16 protein-coding genes are annotated in these 16,894 nt (G+C 64.7%); 6 read left to right on the plus strand and 10 right to left on the minus strand.

Annotated elements, in window-relative coordinates; translation table 11 throughout:
• Nucleotides 1–137 precede the first annotated feature (137 nt).
• From ABB26_RS15305 to ABB26_RS15335, 7 genes are all read right to left on the minus strand, one after another.
• On the minus strand, nt 138–1,463 hold the full coding sequence (locus ABB26_RS15305; protein WP_083490873.1) for a transporter family protein: 1,326 nt from the start codon (nt 1,461–1,463) through the stop codon (nt 138–140).
• Nucleotides 1,464–1,516: 53 nt separating this feature from the next.
• A complete protein-coding gene (locus tag ABB26_RS15310; protein WP_057635576.1) occupies nt 1,517–2,284 on the minus strand; it encodes a hypothetical protein in 768 nt (255 codons plus the stop codon).
• 12 nt (nt 2,285–2,296) lie between these two features.
• Nucleotides 2,297–2,998 (minus strand): C39 family peptidase, encoded by a 702-nt coding sequence (locus ABB26_RS15315; protein ID WP_057635577.1) that lies wholly within the window; start codon nt 2,996–2,998, stop codon nt 2,297–2,299.
• A 149-nt stretch (nt 2,999–3,147) separates the two neighbouring features.
• Complete coding sequence (locus ABB26_RS15320; protein WP_057635578.1) at nt 3,148–4,611, minus strand: hypothetical protein; 1,464 nt, start codon at nt 4,609–4,611, stop codon at nt 3,148–3,150.
• Between the two features lie 47 nt (nt 4,612–4,658).
• The gene (locus ABB26_RS15325) at nt 4,659–5,279 is read right to left on the minus strand and encodes a hypothetical protein (protein ID WP_057635579.1); all 621 of its coding nucleotides are present in this window, start codon (nt 5,277–5,279) and stop codon (nt 4,659–4,661) included.
• Between the two features lie 20 nt (nt 5,280–5,299).
• On the minus strand, nt 5,300–5,848 hold the full coding sequence (locus tag ABB26_RS15330; RefSeq protein ID WP_057635580.1) for a hypothetical protein: 549 nt from the start codon (nt 5,846–5,848) through the stop codon (nt 5,300–5,302).
• Between the two features lie 369 nt (nt 5,849–6,217).
• Nucleotides 6,218–7,540: a dicarboxylate/amino acid:cation symporter gene (locus tag ABB26_RS15335; RefSeq protein WP_057635581.1), complete on the minus strand. Its 1,323-nt coding sequence runs from the start codon at nt 7,538–7,540 to the stop codon at nt 6,218–6,220.
• A 150-nt stretch (nt 7,541–7,690) separates the two neighbouring features.
• Here ABB26_RS15335 and ABB26_RS15340 point away from each other — a divergent pair, with 150 nt between their 5' ends.
• The 5 genes from ABB26_RS15340 (at nt 7,691) to ABB26_RS15360 (ending at nt 12,519) form a co-directional block, all read left to right on the plus strand.
• Complete coding sequence (locus ABB26_RS15340) at nt 7,691–9,394, plus strand: alkaline phosphatase (protein ID WP_057635582.1); 1,704 nt, start codon at nt 7,691–7,693, stop codon at nt 9,392–9,394.
• Nucleotides 9,391–9,930, plus strand: coding sequence for a WG repeat-containing protein (locus ABB26_RS15345; protein ID WP_245626238.1), 540 nt, complete (start codon nt 9,391–9,393; stop codon nt 9,928–9,930). The genes ABB26_RS15340 and ABB26_RS15345 overlap by 4 nt, the downstream gene beginning before the upstream one ends.
• A 129-nt stretch (nt 9,931–10,059) precedes the next feature.
• Nucleotides 10,060–11,358 carry a tRNA lysidine(34) synthetase TilS gene (gene tilS / locus ABB26_RS15350; RefSeq protein ID WP_057635583.1) on the plus strand — a complete coding sequence of 433 codons (1,299 nt, stop codon included), beginning with the start codon at nt 10,060–10,062 and terminating at the stop codon, nt 11,356–11,358.
• Nucleotides 11,359–11,390: 32 nt separating this feature from the next.
• Nucleotides 11,391–11,651: an exodeoxyribonuclease VII small subunit gene (locus ABB26_RS15355; RefSeq protein ID WP_057635584.1), complete on the plus strand. Its 261-nt coding sequence runs from the start codon at nt 11,391–11,393 to the stop codon at nt 11,649–11,651.
• Nucleotides 11,641–12,519, plus strand: a complete 879-nt coding sequence (locus ABB26_RS15360) for a polyprenyl synthetase family protein (RefSeq protein ID WP_057635585.1) — start codon at nt 11,641–11,643, stop codon at nt 12,517–12,519. The genes ABB26_RS15355 and ABB26_RS15360 overlap by 11 nt, the downstream gene beginning before the upstream one ends.
• 93 nt (nt 12,520–12,612) lie before the next feature.
• Here the strand turns inward: ABB26_RS15360 and ABB26_RS15365 are convergent, their stop codons facing one another.
• Both ABB26_RS15365 and pmbA read right to left on the minus strand, forming a co-directional pair.
• Nucleotides 12,613–12,984: a DUF4870 domain-containing protein gene (locus ABB26_RS15365; protein ID WP_057635586.1), complete on the minus strand. Its 372-nt coding sequence runs from the start codon at nt 12,982–12,984 to the stop codon at nt 12,613–12,615.
• A gap of 107 nt (nt 12,985–13,091) precedes the next feature.
• The gene (gene pmbA, locus ABB26_RS15370; protein WP_057635587.1) at nt 13,092–14,459 is read right to left on the minus strand and encodes a metalloprotease PmbA; all 1,368 of its coding nucleotides are present in this window, start codon (nt 14,457–14,459) and stop codon (nt 13,092–13,094) included.
• Between the two features lie 233 nt (nt 14,460–14,692).
• Between pmbA and yjgA the strand changes: the two genes are divergently transcribed.
• Entirely contained in the window at nt 14,693–15,280 is a 588-nt protein-coding gene (yjgA, locus tag ABB26_RS15375; RefSeq protein WP_057635588.1) for a ribosome biogenesis factor YjgA, read from the plus strand.
• Nucleotides 15,281–15,397: 117 nt separating this feature from the next.
• Here yjgA and tldD read toward each other — a convergent pair whose 3' ends face one another.
• Nucleotides 15,398–16,843, minus strand: coding sequence for a metalloprotease TldD (gene tldD, locus ABB26_RS15380; RefSeq protein WP_057635589.1), 1,446 nt, complete (start codon nt 16,841–16,843; stop codon nt 15,398–15,400).
• Between the last annotated feature and the right edge of the window lie 51 nt (nt 16,844–16,894).

The raw sequence follows: 16,894 nt of genomic DNA on the forward strand, positions 1-16,894 counted from the left end.
TCTGGAGCAGCAGCAACGGCCTTCCTCCCCAGGCCTCCCCTTCGCCATGCGAAAGGGAGGCGGCGGAAGCGGATTTCGCTGCAAGCTCACAGACCACGCAGAACACCCCTGCCGGGCACGGCCCGGCTCTACCGGGGTCACAGCATGTACGGCACTTTGAACGCCAGGCTGAAGTCCGGTGCATCCGGGGTCAGGCCGATGCCGAGCATGCTGACGAATGTCGCCTTCGAGGTCAGCGCGTAAGTCACGCCCAGATTGAGCGTGCCGGCGTTGGCGTCACTGCCGATCACCTTCATCCACTTGCCGTCCTTGTAGCGGGTTGACGCACGGGCACTGAGCTTGTCGCTGAAAGAGATGCTCAGGCTGGTGCGCTCGTTGAAGGCGAAGGCGATGCCGGCGCCGAAGTAATACGAACCACCCAACTTCACTTCACCCGGATTGATCGTGTCCGGGTTGGAATCGATGTCGTCAAAGCTACGTTTGAAGGAATGGATGTAGCCCACGTTGGCGAACAGGATCGCCGGATCCGCCGTCTTCACCGCCGACAGGCCCAGGTTGGCCTGCCACACGCCGTTGCCGGTGGGCTGTTTGGCCGGCACCGCAAAGCGGATGAAATCATCGTCGTCGCGTTCGATCACCTTCCAGTCCAGGCCATAGGGCTCACGTCCCGTCGGTGCGGTGACGCCGCCGGTCAGCACGGTTTCCGGCCGCCAGCCACGTTCACCGAACAGCTTGTAGTTGGCGCTGGCGGTCACGTCACCAATGCCGGTGCCATGGGTTTCCTCCTGCGCGATGGCTGCGGCCGAGCCACCGGCCCCCCCTTTCTGGTAGATGGTCTTGCGTGCGAGGTAGGGCACATCCAGGTTCAGGGTCAGCCTTGGATTCAAGCCCCAACGCGCAGCGAAGTTGTAGGTGACCGAGTCGGATTCCACGTTCTCGATGGCGATGTTGCCAAGGAAGATCGCATCCAGCGCCAGGAAGCCGTTGAGGGTGAGCTGCTTACGGTCGTAGCGCGCATAGCTGACGCTGTTTTCAAGCGTCAGGCGGCGATTGAACAATGCCGACTGCTGCTGTTTGACGTCATCGACACTGCGCCGCGCGGCCTCTTTGGCTTGCTGTGCCTCAGCGGCGCTGCTGGCATAGCCTTCGCCGGTTCCCGCCGGTTTCTGCGCGGTCTGCGCCGCCTCGGCAGTGATCGCCGCAGCCTGCGGTGGCACGCTTGCCGGCGCCATGGCCTGCGCCGTCTTGCCGCCGACCCGCGCCTGGATCGCCTGCACCTGCATATCCAGTTCGCGCAGTCGCCGCACTTCCTGCGCGTAGCTGGCCTTCAGGGCCTCCAGCTGCGCCACCAGTGCCCGTACATCCTCTTCATCACTGCTGTTGCTGGCCTTCGCCTCCTGCGCCGCCACTGAGGGCGAAACCACAGCCAGACTCACCAGCGCCGCCATCGCCAGTCGGTTCATTGTCGTGTTCCTCTGTGTTGTCCTTGTCGATGCCCGTGCAGTGCACGGGCCGTTCACTGGCCGCCCACCCCGCCAATCCCCCGATTGAGCGTGATGGCCTGCGCCACGTTCTGCGCCAACGGCAAGTTGCCGCCCAACGACTGCCTGACCAGATCGATCTGCAGGCGGTTGCCCACCTGCTGACCGTCAGCCATCAACTGGATGCTCTGGCCCACGCTGCCACTGCGCATCCACTGCTGCACCGCCCCCTGGCCTTCCATGCGCAGCTGCAACTGCGCGGTATTGCCGTCAAAGCTGGCCGTAGCACTGGCATCGCCCGCCTGTGCCGTGGCGGTGCTCGCTCCGCCCCCACTCCCCTGCCCCGGGATGACGCCGTCGTTGCGCACGTTCAAATGCAGGACGTTGCTGGCGCGGTTGCCATCGCCGGCAATCTGCACGCTCTGGCTCAGGCCGGAGACATTCTGCAAACCGCTGCCATCGATGGCACGGCCACTGGCATCGGGCAGTGGTGCATTGGCGGCGGTGATGTTGACGCTTGGGGTAAAGGTGACCTTGGGTGTGCTGCCCTTGCTGAAGTCCATGCCCAGCGTGAGCGCGCCCTGCAGACTCTGGCCGTTGGCAGCCTGCCAGGTGGAGATCATGGTCACGCCGAACCAGGCCACTGAATTTCCACCGACGGTGTAACGGCCGCGCATCAGGTTGAGTTCGGCGTCGGGAATTTCCTGCAGCCCCTTGCCGGTGCGTGCAGCGTGCTCTCCAGCCTGGACAGGCAGCGCGAGCATCAGCGCAAGCACCAGCAGGCAGGGTTTGAAGTTGTTCATGACAGTGCTCCTTCAGAACAGGTCGGCATGGGTAAACCCGAAGTCGACCAGTTCGGCATCGGTTATCGGCCCACGCCCCTGGCGTGCAGCCAGCGCTCGCGCGCTTGGTTTCTCACTGGGTTGCAGCAGTGCCGTATTGCGGTCGAAGTCGCTGCCAATCACCACGAACACCGCGCGTGACGGCCACGCTTCAAGAAATTCCTTCAGCGGCACCAGTCGGTTGCCGAGAATCGGATCACCAATCTCGGCCATGTCATCGCGCACCTGCTTGAGCACGACGAAGTGGCGAAAGCCGCGCACATCCATCAGCACCAGCCCCGGTACACGCAGGCTTGCCAGCCGGTCTTCGTTGACACGGTAGCCACGGCCACGCATGCCCAACGATTCGACGTAACGCTTGATGTCCAACAGCGAGAAGCCACGCTGCCGAACCAGCTCCTGATCCGCCAGACCCATCATCCCTTCGATCACCGTCGCCTCGTCGGTGTTCAAGTGGTAGGCATGCTTGAGAATGGTGGCCAATGCGGCCGCACCGCAGCTGTAGTCAGTGTGCTGTCGCACCAGATTGCGGAAACGCCGTTCCTGCATGCTCTCGACCTGGCCGCTGTACAACCCGCCATTGGGCAACACGCCACTGAAGGCGACGTCGCCGGCGCGCACCATCTGCGGTGCCATCAGCAATGCACAAGCCATGACCAGAGTCTTGCCGAACATGAGTGTCACATCTCCAGGAACTTCAGCAGGTGGGAGCCCCGGCTCCACGGGGGAGAGGAACAGGGGCTCCCGGTGTCACCCGGCCATTGGCGGATGACCGGGCTTGTTGCTCAGGGCTGAAACATCATCCAGGTGGATGACGTGATCGGTCACGGTTCGTTGCCGCCACCACCGCCAACGCCACCACCGCCCGTGGAGGGCTGTGCGACGGCCAGCGCAAGGCTGTTGGCCTGCAGGTTGCCGGTGCCCGAGGACACGTTGACGCCGATGTTGCCGGAGGCGCCGGAGAACGCGCTGCCCGACAGGCTGGCGGTATTGGTCGCATCAACCGCGATCCAATCCACGTCGATCACCGTCCCGCTCAGACTTGCGGTCAGATCGGCGGTACCCATTTCCGAGAAGCTCAGGTTGCCCTTCTCGTCGGTATCCCAAGCCATGCCACCCACTCCCGGCTTGTTCGGGTTGGCCACAGCACCCTGGGTCTGGTTGTCCCAATCCGAGTGACCTGTCTGGTCACCTGCCGGATGCGTGTTGCCTTCCCAGTTGTCCGGATAGAAGTTGGTCTTCTGGTAGGAGTTGCCGGTGCCGCTGTAAGTGCCGGTGCCGGTGCCCTTGGTGGTGCCGGTGACCTTTCCGCTCATGCTGAGCGAATAGGTGTTGACCAGGTAGTCGTAGTAGCCGTCATTGCTGACTTCGTTGCCCGAGGAAACCTGGTTGGAGCTGATGCTCGAGGTCGCATAGGCGCTGGTGGCCACCGAGGCGGCCAGGGCGTTCTTCTGCTCGTTGTTGTTGCCCGAGGTGACGTTCACGCCGATGTTGCCCGAGGCACCGTTGAAGGCATTGCCACCCACACCTGCGGTGTTGGTCACACCGTAGTTCATCGTGTAGTTGTTCATGCCGCTCTGGTGTACGAACACTTCCGCATCGGCCATGCCGAAGCTGAAGGACGCATCCGCTGCCGACAGCGCAGCCGCGTTGTCCTGAGCGTTGTTGTCGCCGGCGGCGACGTTGAAGCCCAGGTTGCCCGAGGCAGTGGAGCCAACGTCATCGGCGATCGAGGCATCGTTCTGCAACAGGCCGTTCTCGGCTTCGTTGTTGGAGATCGACTGACGATTGTCGATGATGGCAATCGCGGCCGAATCCAGGTTGATGTCGCCGGTGATGGTCGGGTCGCCGGAGAAGCTGACGTCCGAGCTCAGGCGCATGTCCTTTTCAAGATTCACATCGACGCCGTGGTTGTTCTTTTCCTTGCGTTCGTCGGCGCTGATGTTCGAGGTCTTGTTGACGTTCTCGGTAACCTCGTTGGACCAGGTGCTGGTGGTCTCGGTGTTGGTCCGCGTATCGGTATTGCTACGCGTATCGGAATAGCGCAGCCGAGCGGCAGCGTCCAGCTTGAGGTCAATGTCGGTATCAACATTGGTGTTTACGTTGGTGTTTACGTTGGTATTGGTATTGGTATTGGTATTGGTATTGGTATTCGTGCGCGTCTCATTCACGTTGTGCTGGTGATTGATGTTCGCGCTCGCGTTCTGGTCGTCCGCCGCATTGGCTGCCGCACTCATGGTGAATGCGGTAACCGCCATGGCGAGTACTGTCCATTTATTCGCTTTCATGGTGCCCTCTTCAGGTTTTCTGATGCATCGGGTGGATGGAACATTGCTCACGGGGTGCCCTGCACGGAGATGCTGAATCTGTTCTCCGTTGCATTGCCTGATCCCGCGATCTGATTGAGTTGCAGCACACCGTCAAACCCGCGCAATGCGGATGCGTCCACTCCCACCTTTCGTGTGGCGCGTGGATCATTGGCAGCAGACTGCTCCCCCGCCGACGCGAGCGCCTCGGATGAAGCCATTGCTTCATCACTTGCCTCGCGTATGCCCTGTGCGGCCAATGTCGCGGTCACGGAGTTCAATTCCGAATTGCCGCCGCCACTGGCCTGATTGATCGATGCAATGCCGCTGGCACCCGCCAACGCATTGCCCGCGATGCGGGCGCTGGCCTGCATCGGGGTGTTGAATTCGTCTGATAGATGCCGCTGCGTGGCGCTCACGCTCGCGGTTGCGTTGCGACCACTGGCGAAGCTGTGCAGGTTGGCCTGCAGGTTCAAGTCGCCGGCGGCCTGGTTCACCGCGATGGCACCGTTGGCACCCGCCAATGCATTACCGTCGATGCGCGCGTCCGTCGACAGGTACGACAGCATGCCGGTGTAGTCATCCGCTCTGGATTGCGCCATCACCGGCGCGGCCATCGCCACGCCCATGACCAGCCCGACGATCTGCATCCGTGCGAGGAGGTACCGGCTCATTTGCCACCCGGCCCTGCAGGTTGCCCCAGCGGGAACTGCGCCAGCGCGCCACGCACCTGGTCACCAATGCCGCGCGTGGCACCGCCCACCGCGCCCATCGGGCCGCCGATGCTGCGTGCCAGCTGACCGCCGGACAGCATTCCGCCGTCCCCGGTTACGCGCCCCATCGTGCCGCCCACTACACCAGAGGTGACACGCTCGACGGTGGTCTGGCCGTGCTGACCCGCCAGGGGGCTGCCGGCCAGGCCCGACTCCATGGCGGCGTAGTCGGCATCGCTGAGCTCGTCCATGCCGCCCGCGCCCAATGCCGAGCCCAGTTCCTTGCGCGGCGAGGGGTCGGCAATCAGCGCCAGGCCCGGCGGTTGCATGCGATACGCCGGCCGTGCCGAGACATCGCGCAGCAACACGATCTCACCGGGTTGCGCCTTGACACCCTGACGCGCCCCCGATGCGTGCGCTGCCGAACCGCTGGCTGCCACCAGTACCAGAGCACCGATGAAGCCGGTAATGCGATTGCTGATCCTGCTGTCCATTGCTCCGTCCATTCAATCCGACGGGGGACCAAGAGCAGCATCCGTGCCAAGCCGCTTTATTCAATAAAAACAATGCGATGGACCGCAGACACAACCCCTTCGACTGTATCCCTGTCACAGCTTTCCAGGCTTGCGGGGGCAAGCCCTGCTCGCCATTCATGGGACCACGACCGTGCTGCAGCGCGGTTCTCCCGGTGGTGTATCAGGGGTGTTACAGGCGCGTGTTACACCCTGCTACAGCGCTCCCCGGGACGGACTGCCGCGCCGTCGGCGAGCACTGCATTGCGCGCAAATACGCCCCACCCGGCACAGGTAACGGCCAAAAAAAAACGAAGGGCGGCAAGCCGACCTTCGTTCGTATGGAGTGCCGCTTGGCCGGACTCAGGTACGGTGATCACCACTGCCGACGCTGACCGCTCCTGCGGCGTCGTAGACCTGCTGATCCAGCAGTCCGGTCTCTTTGGCCACTATCACCGGCACCACCATCTGCCCGGTCACGTTGGTCATGGTGCGCATCATGTCCAGAATGCGGTCGATGGCGTAAAGGTAGCCAATCGCCTCCAACGGGAGGTTCGCCGCGCTCAGCACCACCGTGGCCATCACCACCGCCGTGCCCGGTACGCCGGCGGTGCCGAAGCTGCCCAGCACCGAGGCGATCAGCACCACCACATACTGCTCAGGCGTCAGTGGCACGCCGGTGTACTGCGCGATGAACACCGCGCACAGTGCCGGGTAGATCGCACCACAGCCATCCATCTTGATGCTGGCACCCAGCGGTACCGCAAATGACGCGTAGTCCTTGTTGACGCCCAGGTTGTCGGTGATCGAACGCATCGCCACCGGCATCGCTGCAAAGCTCGACGAGGCCACGAACGCCACCTGCATGCCCGGCGCCGCGCCGCGGAAGAACTTGATCGGGTTGAGCCCGTGTGCAAGCAACAGGCCGCTGTAGACGATGACGATGTGCAACGCGCAGGCCACGTACAGGGCCAGCACGAAGTTGCCCAGCGGCAACAGCTTCTCGAACCCGTAGGTACCCACCAGCCCGGCAATCAGGCCGAACGTGCCCAGCGGTGTCATCTCCAGCACGAAGCGGGTGACCTGGATCATGATCTCGCTGAGCTGGCCCACCAGCTTGCGTGCCTCGCTGACCTTCTCACCCAGCTTGACCATGGCAAAACCGAGCAGGCCGGCGAAGAAGATCACCGGCAGGATCGAACCGCGCCCGGCGGCCAGCACGGTCTCACCGGCGGCATTGACCCGCGTGCCGATACCGGCCAGCGCATAGAACACGTTCGCCGGCACCACATCCATCAGCACCCGCGCCACCGACGGCACGTCGCGCGGAGTGTAGGCGCTGTCCACGGTCAGCTTCAGCCCGCCGGTGCCCGGCTGCATCACCGTGCCCACCGCCAGCCCGATGCCCACCGCCAGGACGGCGGTGATGATGAACCACAGGAAGGTGCGCCCGCCCAGCGCGGCCACCGATTTCTGGCCGTGCAACGAGCTGATGGCGTTGATCACCGCGAAGAACACCAGCGGCACCGCGATCATCTTGATCAGGGTGACGTAGATCTCGCCCAACGGGCCAAACCAGGTTTCAGCAGCAGGCCCCAGGACCCAACCGGCCAGCGCGCCCAGCACGAAACCGCCCACCACACGCTGCCAGAAGGGGATCCGCAGCCAGGCAGATACCACGTTCATAAAGGAAATCCGGGAAGCAAAATCGAGGGTGCCACGATAGCGCAAGGCTTGCCGCAGCACGATCCCGGCAGGGAAAAGCTGCGTGTCATATGCATGCCTTCCGGGCTTGCCCATAATGGCCGCCTTGTCTTCACGCCGGTATCACCACAGATGCAAAAAGCCACGTTCCTGTCCGCTGCCCTGTCCACCCTGCTGCTCGGCGCTTGCGCCAGCACCACGCCCCAGTCCTCCACGAGCGCCTCGGCAATCATCGTGGACGTGCCCAAAGTGGCGCACCCGGACGGTGAAACCCCGCAGTGGTGGTACCGCGATGGCGCCGCCCGCGCAGCGGCCAATGGCGCCATGGCCGGCAAGGCCAAGAACGTGATCCTGTTCCTCGGCGACGGCATGAGCCTGACCACCGTAGCCGCCGCACGCATCCTGGAAGGCCAGCGCCACGGCAATCCGGGCGAAGAGAACCTGCTCTCTTGGGAGCGTTTCCCGGCCACGGCGTTCAGCAAAACCTACAACACCGACTCGCAGACCCCCGATTCGGCCGGCACCATGACCGCCATCACCACCGGCGTGAAGACCCATATGGGTGCCATCGGCGTCAGCGCCGGCAGCCGCAACAACTGCGCCGACAGCCTCAACAAGGAGTTGCTGACCTGGCTGCAGTTGGCCGACAGCGCCGACATGGCCACTGGCATCGTCTCCACCGCACGCCTGACCCACGCCACCCCGGCAGCGACCTACGCGCACTCCCCCGAGCGCAACTGGGAAAACGACACCGATCTGCCCGAAGCGGCGAAGGCCGCCGGTTGCGCGGATATCGCCCAGCAGCTGATCTCCACCGCGCGCTACGGCCGTGGTCCGCTGGTCGCTCTGGGCGGCGGCCGTGGCCAGTTCACCACCATCAACGAGCAGGACCCGGAGTACGACGACAAGGTCGGCCTGCGTCTGGATGGCCGCAACCTGGTTGCCGAATGGCAGGCTGCGCATCCGCAGGGCGCCTACGTCTGGAACGCCGACCAGCTCAAGGCTGCCGCCAACGCCCCGGCCCTGCTCGGCCTGTTCGAGCCGGACCACATGCAGTACGAGCAGGACCGCGCCAAGGATCGTGGCGGCGAACCCTCGCTGGCCGAGCTGACCCGCGCGGCCATCGCCAATCTGTCCAAGCACAAGCAGGGCTATGTGTTGATGGTGGAAGGCGCGCGTATCGACCACGCCAACCACAGCGGCAACGCGGCCCGCGCACTGGGTGACACCATCGCCATGTCCGACGCGGTGAAAGCAGCCATGGATGCCACCTCGGCTGAGGACACGTTGATCATCGTCACCGCCGACCACTCGCATACGCTCAACTTCGTCGGCTACCCGGCACGCGGCAACGCCATCCTGGGCAAGGTCAAGGACAAGGGCGGCGAAGATGGCATGGGTGCACTGGATCTGGCCCGCGACGGCATGGGCATGCCCTACACCACGCTCAGCTACGCCAATGGCCCCGGCTACACCGGTGCCAGCAACCAGCAGCCGGCCGGCCCCAAGAAATTCCCGCACGGCCCGAGCAGCTTTGAGCAGGCCAATGGCCGCCCGGACCTGACCCACGTCGACACCGAGCACCCGGACTACATGCAGGAAGCGCTGGTGCCGTCCAAGAGCGAATCGCATGGCGGTGAGGATGTGGGCATCTGGGCACGTGGCCCGGGCAGCACGGCAGTGCGCGGCACGATGGAACAGAACACCATCTACCATCTGATCGTGCAGGCCACTCCGCGTCTGCGTGAACGCCTGTGCGCCGTGGGCACCTGCGACGTGGCGGGTGTGCCGGTGGAGCTGCCGCAGCCCAAGCAGTTCGAACGCAAGGCCCAGTGACCTCCGCACGCCTGCGTATCCGCATCCGGCCAGTGGCAGTCCTGCTGTCGCTGGCCCTGCTGCCTGGCATTGCCGGCGCAGCCGATGCCTGCCACCGCCGCGATACGGCGGATTTCGCGGTGCTGGAAGGCTGCCAGCAGGCCGCTCCAGGCGCGCTCTCCATCACGGCCGCTGCATTGGCCCAACTGAATTTCAATGAAGACGGGCTGGCTTCACTGCAGGCCGGCGATCAGTACTACTACGTGCGTCGCGATGGCCGCTATCTGCCGGTCATCGACTATGACAACGGCCCAGACTATTTCCAGGAAGGGCTTACCCGGGCGCTGGTCAATGGCCGCTTGGGTTACTACGACATCCAGCTACAACCCGCCTTCAGCGCTCGCTTCAGTTGGGGCTGGCCATTCAAGAACGGAACCGCCGAGGTCTGTGAGAACTGCCATCCCGGCAAACCTGATGCTGGGGGCCACACCGCGATTGTCGGCGGCCAACATTTCCGCATTGACCGCCTGGGCAGGCGCCTGCCAGAGCCGCGCTGAGCGACACCCGGTGAACGCGGTCCGGGCTGTGTTCGTTCTGCCGTCTCGGCTTGCCATGTGCGGACAGCCCGCTCGCGGCCTGCACACGAATTGCGGTCGCCGCACCCCGCACCGATACTCGGCACCGCCATGAACCTGCTTCCTCCTTCCCTGCTCGACGCTGCAATCGACCGCCCGGTGATGGTCGGCTTCAGCGGTGGATTGGATTCGACCGCTCTGCTGCACCTGCTCGCCAACGCACCCGCCCGTGCACCCGGCAGCCTGCGCGCGGTGCATGTCCATCACGGCCTGCAATCGCAGGCGGATGCATGGGAACTGCACTGCCGCGATGTCTGCCGGCAATGGAACATCCCGCTGCAGGTGGTCCGCGTCGAGGTTGCCCGCGACAGTGGCGACGGGCTGGAAGCGGCCGCGCGCGCAGCCCGTCATGGCGCCTTCAAGACCCAGCTGCAGGACGGCGAATGGTTGGCCTTGGCACACCACGAGGATGACCAGGCCGAAACCTTCCTGCTGCGCGCGCTGCGCGGCTCGGGCATCGACGGTCTGGCCGCCATGCGCCACCTGCGCGCGTTCGGCAATGGGCAGCTGTGGCGCCCGTTGCTGCCTGTGTCCCGGGCCACGCTGGAAGCCTATGCGCAGCATCATCAGCTGCCGTGGATCGACGACCCCAGCAACGACAGCGACAGCTTCGATCGCAACTTCCTGCGCCTACAAGTGCTGCCGCTGCTGCGCGAACGCTGGCCGCAGGCCGCCGCAGCGATGGCACGCAGCGCAGGCCTGGCGGCCGACGCCAGCAATCTGCTCGAACGGCAGGATGAGGACGACCTGCAAACCTGCTTGCGCGAAAACAACACACTCTCCATCGCCGCATTGAAACAGCTGCCTGGCGCCCGCCAATCGCGCGTGCTGCGCCGTTGGGCGCGCCAACGCGGATTACCGCCACTACCAGCCAACGGCGTGCGCAGCATCCAGCAGCATGTCCTGCCTGCTGCGGATGACCAGCAGGCGGAATTCCGCTGGGGGGGGGCGCGGATCATCCGCTGGCGCGGGCATCTGCATGCGGCAACGCGTCTGCCGGAGTGGCCGCCCGGCTGGCAGACGCAGTGGGACGGTCACAACCCGGCGCAGCTGCCCGATGGCGCGACTTTGTCATTGCTCGGTGCTGCCGCGTTCGACACACCGCTCAGCCTGCGCCAACGCCACGGCGGCGAGCGCATTCAACTGCCCGGACGTGAGCACTCCCACCAGCTCAAACACCGCCTGCAGGCCTCCGATACGCCGCCGTGGCTGCGCGCACACCTACCGCTGCTCTGCGATGGCGACGAGGTGCTGGCGGCCGGTGACGGCATCATTTCCGCATCGCTGCAGCAGTGGTTGCAGGCACATGACGCGCGCCTGCTGTGGCAACCGCCAGATCCGGTGAATTGACCCTTTCCCGCTGGCCGCTCACACTTGCCCCCATGCCCAAGAAGTCCCCCAACGAAGCCTCGCCGGTCGCCCACTTCGAGCAGTCGCTCGATGAGCTGGAACAGCTGGTAGAGAAGATGGAAGCCGGCGATCTGAGCCTGGAGCAGTCGCTGGCCGCCTATGAACGCGGTGTTGGCCTGTACCGCCAGTGCCAGCAGGCACTGGAGCAGGCTGAGCTGCGCGTGCGCCTGCTCACCGATCCCGCCCAGCCGGAGAAATCCGAGCCGTTCGACAGCGTTGGCAATGACGACTGACGCCCTGTTTGCCGCCTGGCTGCAACGCACCGAACAGCAACTGCAACGCGCCCTGCCCGATCCCGAGACGGCCCCGAAGGGCCTGCATCAAGCCATGCGCTACGCAGCCCTCGGCGGTGGCAAGCGCATGCGGCCCTTGTTGGTCTACGCCGCCGGCCATCTGTTCGGCGCCGATGATTCCCGCCTGGATGCCGCGGCTGTTGCGGTCGAACTGATCCATGCCTATTCGCTGGTGCACGACGACCTGCCGGCAATGGACGACGACGACCTGCGTCGCGGCCGGCCGACCACGCATATCGCTTTTGACGAAGCCACGGCCATCCTGGCCGGTGATGCCCTGCAGACCCGCGCCTTTGAAGTACTGGCCGAGGCAGAGTTGCCCGCATCACTGGCGCTGGCCTGCCTGCGCACCTTGGCCAGCGCCTCCGGTGCGGCCGGCATGTGCGGTGGCCAGGCCCTGGACATCGATGCCACCGGCCACCAGCAGCCGCTGGCTGACCTCAAGCGCATGCACGCACTCAAGACCGGTGCGCTGATCCGCGCGGCAGTGTGCATGGGCGCCCTGTGCGGCAACGCCAGCACCGACGAACTTGCACGGCTGGATGCATTCGCCGACACGCTCGGCCTGGCCTTCCAGGTACGCGACGACATCCTTGATGTGGAAGCCAGTTCCGAACAGCTCGGCAAGACCGCCGGCAAGGACCAGGCGCAGGACAAATCCACCTTCCCCTCGCTGTTGGGCATGGAAGGCGCCAAAGCCACGCTCGACGAACTGGCCTCGGCCATGCAGTCGGCATTGGCTCCGTTCGGTGAGTCCGCTGTTGCGCTGGCCGCACTGGGTGAGCTGACGGTGCGTCGCTCACATTGAGCCGAACCCACCTGCCCGGCCGATGCCCGCCCCACAAAATCCGTCCACAAAAAAGCCCGGGATTTCCCGGGCTTTTTGCGATCTGCGCGCTGATTACTTGATCAGACGCAGAGTCACCGGATAGCGATAGGTCTCGCCCTTGTTGGCCGCCAGGCCAGCGAGGATGCTGAACACCACGCAGGCGATCCATGCCACTGCATAGGTCAGGAAGCCGATCAGCACGACCATCAGCACGCCGCTCACGAAGTAAGCAATCAGCAACGTGATCTGGAAGTTCAGCGCTTCCTTGGAGTTCTCGTTGAGGAACGCCTTTTCCGGCTTGTCCTTGTTGATCAGCCACACGATCAACGGAACGATGAAGCTGAAGAAAATACCCGACAGATGCACCAGCATCGCCAGTGAGTTGTCGTCCGAAGCGTTGGCACCTGCCGGCGGCGGCGGTGGGTTGTTCTGATAGTCGCTCATTGCGTCCCCTAGATCCTTGTTATGGGTTGAGATTTGTTGCGGTTTAGCCGCCGTAAGGATGACGCCTAAATCGGGATAAGAATAGCCCGCACTTATTAAAAAACGCGTCAATCGTTACCGGCAACCGTCATTTTCCCCACCAGGATCGAGCCAACCGAAACATGCGAGCGCCGATCGACGTCGGTACCCACCGCCTCGATACCGGCAAACATCTGCTTGAGGTTGCCGGCGATGGTGATGCCATCCACCGGATAGGCGATCTGCCCGTTCTCCACCCAGAAGCCGGCCGCGCCGCGCGAGTAGTCACCGGTGATGCCGTTGACGCCCTGCCCCATCAGCTCGGTCACCAGCAAACCGGTGCCCATACCCGACAGCATGGACGCACGGTCGCCGGCATTGGCCGCCACTTTCAGGTTGTGCACACCGCCGGCATTGGCCGTGGTTTTCAAGCCGAGCCGGCGCGCCGAGTAGCTGCCCAGGATGTAGCGCTGCAGCACCCCGTTGGTGATCAATGCCGAGTTGCGCGTAGCCACGCCTTCGCCATCGAAGGTGCTGGAACGCAGGCCGCGCGGCAGCAGCGGCATTTCATCGATGGCAAACCAGTCCGGGAACAACCGGGTGTCGACACTGTCGAGCAGGAAGCTGGCACGGCGATACAGCGCACCGCCGGAGACCGCTCCCAGCAGATGGCCGATCAGTGAGCGCGCTGTTTCCGCGGCGAACAGCACCTGCACCTCGCCCGTCGGCAGCGAACGCGGCTGCAGGCGCGACACCGTACGCTCGGCGGCAATCCGGCCCACCTGTGCCGGGTCGTCAAGGTCCTCTCGCGCCAGTGCGCTGGTATACCAGCCGTCGCGCTGCATGCCGTCGCCCTGGCCGGCGATCAACGCGCAGCCGATGGAATGATGGCTGCTGCGCTCGCGGCCGATGAAACCATGCGAATTGGCATACACCGACAGGCTCTGCGCGGTTGCCGCCGAGGCGCCATCGGAATTGCTGATGCGGCCATCGGCCGAGCGCCCCGCCGCTTCACAGGCGAGCGCCAGATCCAGCGCCTCATCGGCGCTCAGTGCCCACGGGTGCCAGCCGTCCATATCCGGGAACTCGGTGGCCATCAGATCGGCGTCAGCCAGGCCGGCGGCAGGGTCGTCCTCGGTATGGCGCGCGATGGCGCAGGCCTGGGCCACGGTGGCCTCCAGGCTGGACTCCTGCAGGTCGGCCGTGCTGGCACTGCCCTTGCGCTGGCCGAAGTACACGGTCACGGCGATACCGCGGTCGTGCGTGGACTCGACCGTCTCCACCTCGCCCAGACGCACGTTCACATCCAGCCCGCGTTCCTCGCTGCAGCTGACCTCGGCCTGGCTGGCGCCCATGGCGCGGGCTTTCTCCAGCAGCCGCTGGGAGATGCCCGCCAGCTGTTCCAGCCGCGGCAGGCTGTCGTCGGTGACGGGGGTGTGGGTGGTAATGGCGTTCAATGCTTTATCCTTGTTGGCCGAATCCCCTTCACACAGCCCGGCGTAGCCTGCCCGGGCGGGGTGCGGATCCTTTGCGAAGAGCCGGCCAGCTTGGCCGGACTCAAGAATGTGATGCGAGTTCCTCGCAGGGTTCCAGTCAGACATGGCCGGAACCGAACGATGCGAATCCTCGCGTAACCCCGGCCATTCGTGACCGGATTTTCAATAACTGAAGTTTAGTGGGTAGCAGTACGATGCGCGGACGCGACCAAGATACCGGTGAATTTTTAGGCGAAAGCCGCAGCCAGAACCGGCGCGAAGCGCTGGAAATCCTGGCGCTGGGCGAACAACTGGTGGATCTGACGCCAGCCCAGCTGGCCCGCCTGCCGATCCCGGAAGGCCTGCTGGAACATATTGAGTACAGCAAGCGCATCACCTCGCACGGTGCGCGCAAGCGCCAGCTGGCCTTCCTGGCCAAGCAGATGCGGCGTGAAGAGGATGAAACCCTGGATGCCATCCGCAACGCGCTGGATGCCAACAGCGAAACCTCACGTCGCGAAGTGGCCATCATGCACCGCATGGAGCGCTGGCGTGAGCGGCTGCTGGCCGAAGGTGACGTTGCCCTGGCCGAGCTGCTGGACGAGCACCCGGAAGCGGACCGCCAGGAGCTGCGCACGCTGGTGCGCAATGCGCTGGCCGAGAAAGCCAAGAACAAGCCGCCGCGCGCTTACCGCGAGATCTACCAGGTGCTGCGCAACCTGATGCTGGTGCCATTGCTCGCCGGCCTTGACGTCGGCTCGGACGATGAAGACGAAGAAGCGGACGACGAAGCGCAGGAGTGACGCGATTCCGCGGTTGTAAGCCGACAGCGACCTCCTGCGCTTTGGTTGTTGTTTCATTGCGAAGAGCGTGCCCCTCACCCTCCCCTCCGGGCCGGATGAGGGTTGCCGTGCTGGAGTTCAGGCCTGGGTGCCGCCCACGGTGATCCCCTCGATCAACAACGATGGCTGGCCTACGCCGACCGGCACGCTCTGGCCATCCTTGCCGCAGATGCCCACGCCTTCGTCCAGCGCCAGATCGTTGCCGATCATGCGCACCTTCTGCATCGTCTCCGGGCCATTGCCGATCAAGGTGGCACCCTTCACCGGGGCAGTGATCCTGCCATCTTCGATCAGGTAGGCCTCGGTCGCCGAGAACACATACTTGCCGCTGGTGATGTCCACCTGGCCGCCACCAAAGTTCACGGCATACAACCCTTTCTTCACCGAGCGGATCATCTCCTGGGGATCATGGCTGCCGGCACGCATGTAGGTGTTGGTCATGCGCGGCATGGTCATGTGCGCGAACGATTCGCGGCGGCCGTTGCCGGTGGGCTTCACGCCCATCAGGCGCGCGTTGAGCGTGTCCTGCATGTAACCGACCAGGATGCCGTCCTCGATCAGCGTGGTGCACTGGGTCGGCGTACCTTCGTCGTCGATATTGAGCGAGCCGCGGCGGCCGTCGAGCGTGCCGTCGTCGACGATGGTCACGCCCGGCGACGCCACGCGCTCGCCGACGCGCCCGGCATAGACGCTGGTGCCCTTGCGGTTGAAGTCGCCTTCCAGGCCATGGCCCACCGCTTCGTGCAACAGCACGCCGGGCCAGCCCGGGCCGAGTACCACCGGCATCACCCCGGCCGGAGCCGGAATCGCTTCCAGATTGACCAGCGCCTGGCGCAACGCCTCGCGGGCGAAGCCTTCGGGGCGGTCGCCGGCAAACAATTCTTCGTAGCTGTAACGACCGCCGCCGCCGGAATAACCCGACTCGCGGCGTCCGTTCTGCTCCACGATCACCTGCACGTTCAAGCGCACCAGCGGCCGCACATCGGCGGCCAGCACGCCATCGCTGCGCGCGATCAACACCGTATCCACGCCACCGGACAGGCTCACCGTCACCTGCTGCACGCGCGGATCGGCCGCGCGCAGGTAGCGGTCCAGCCGCTTGAGCACCTCGACCTTGGTTTCGTTGCCGATGCCGTCCACCGGGTCCAGCGCCGGATACAGCGAACGGCCGCTGCCGCGCACCAGCGAGCGCACGTCCTGCGCGCCACCCTCGCGGGAAATGGCACGGGCCGACTGGGCGGCAGCCAGCAGCGCCGCCGGCTGGATATCGTCGGAATAGGCAAAGCCGGTCTTCTCGCCGGAGATGGCGCGCACCCCCACGCCCTGCTCGATGGAATGGGCACCATCCTTGACGATGCCGTCCTCCACGCTCCAGCTCTCGCGACGCGAATGCTGGAAGTACAGGTCGCCGAAATCGATGCCCGGCCCCAACAGGGTGCCGAAGGTGCGTTCAAGACGGTTTGCATCCAACCCGGCGGGCAGCAGCAGGCGGGTTTCGGCGAGCGTGAGTGCGTTGTCGGTCATGACATTCCAGATGGGGGCTGGGCCTGCGCTTCGCAAGCCGGCGGGAATCAG

Origin of the sequence: Stenotrophomonas humi, assembly GCF_001431415.1 — a bacterium.
Lineage (GTDB): Bacteria > Pseudomonadota > Gammaproteobacteria > Xanthomonadales > Xanthomonadaceae > Stenotrophomonas > Stenotrophomonas humi.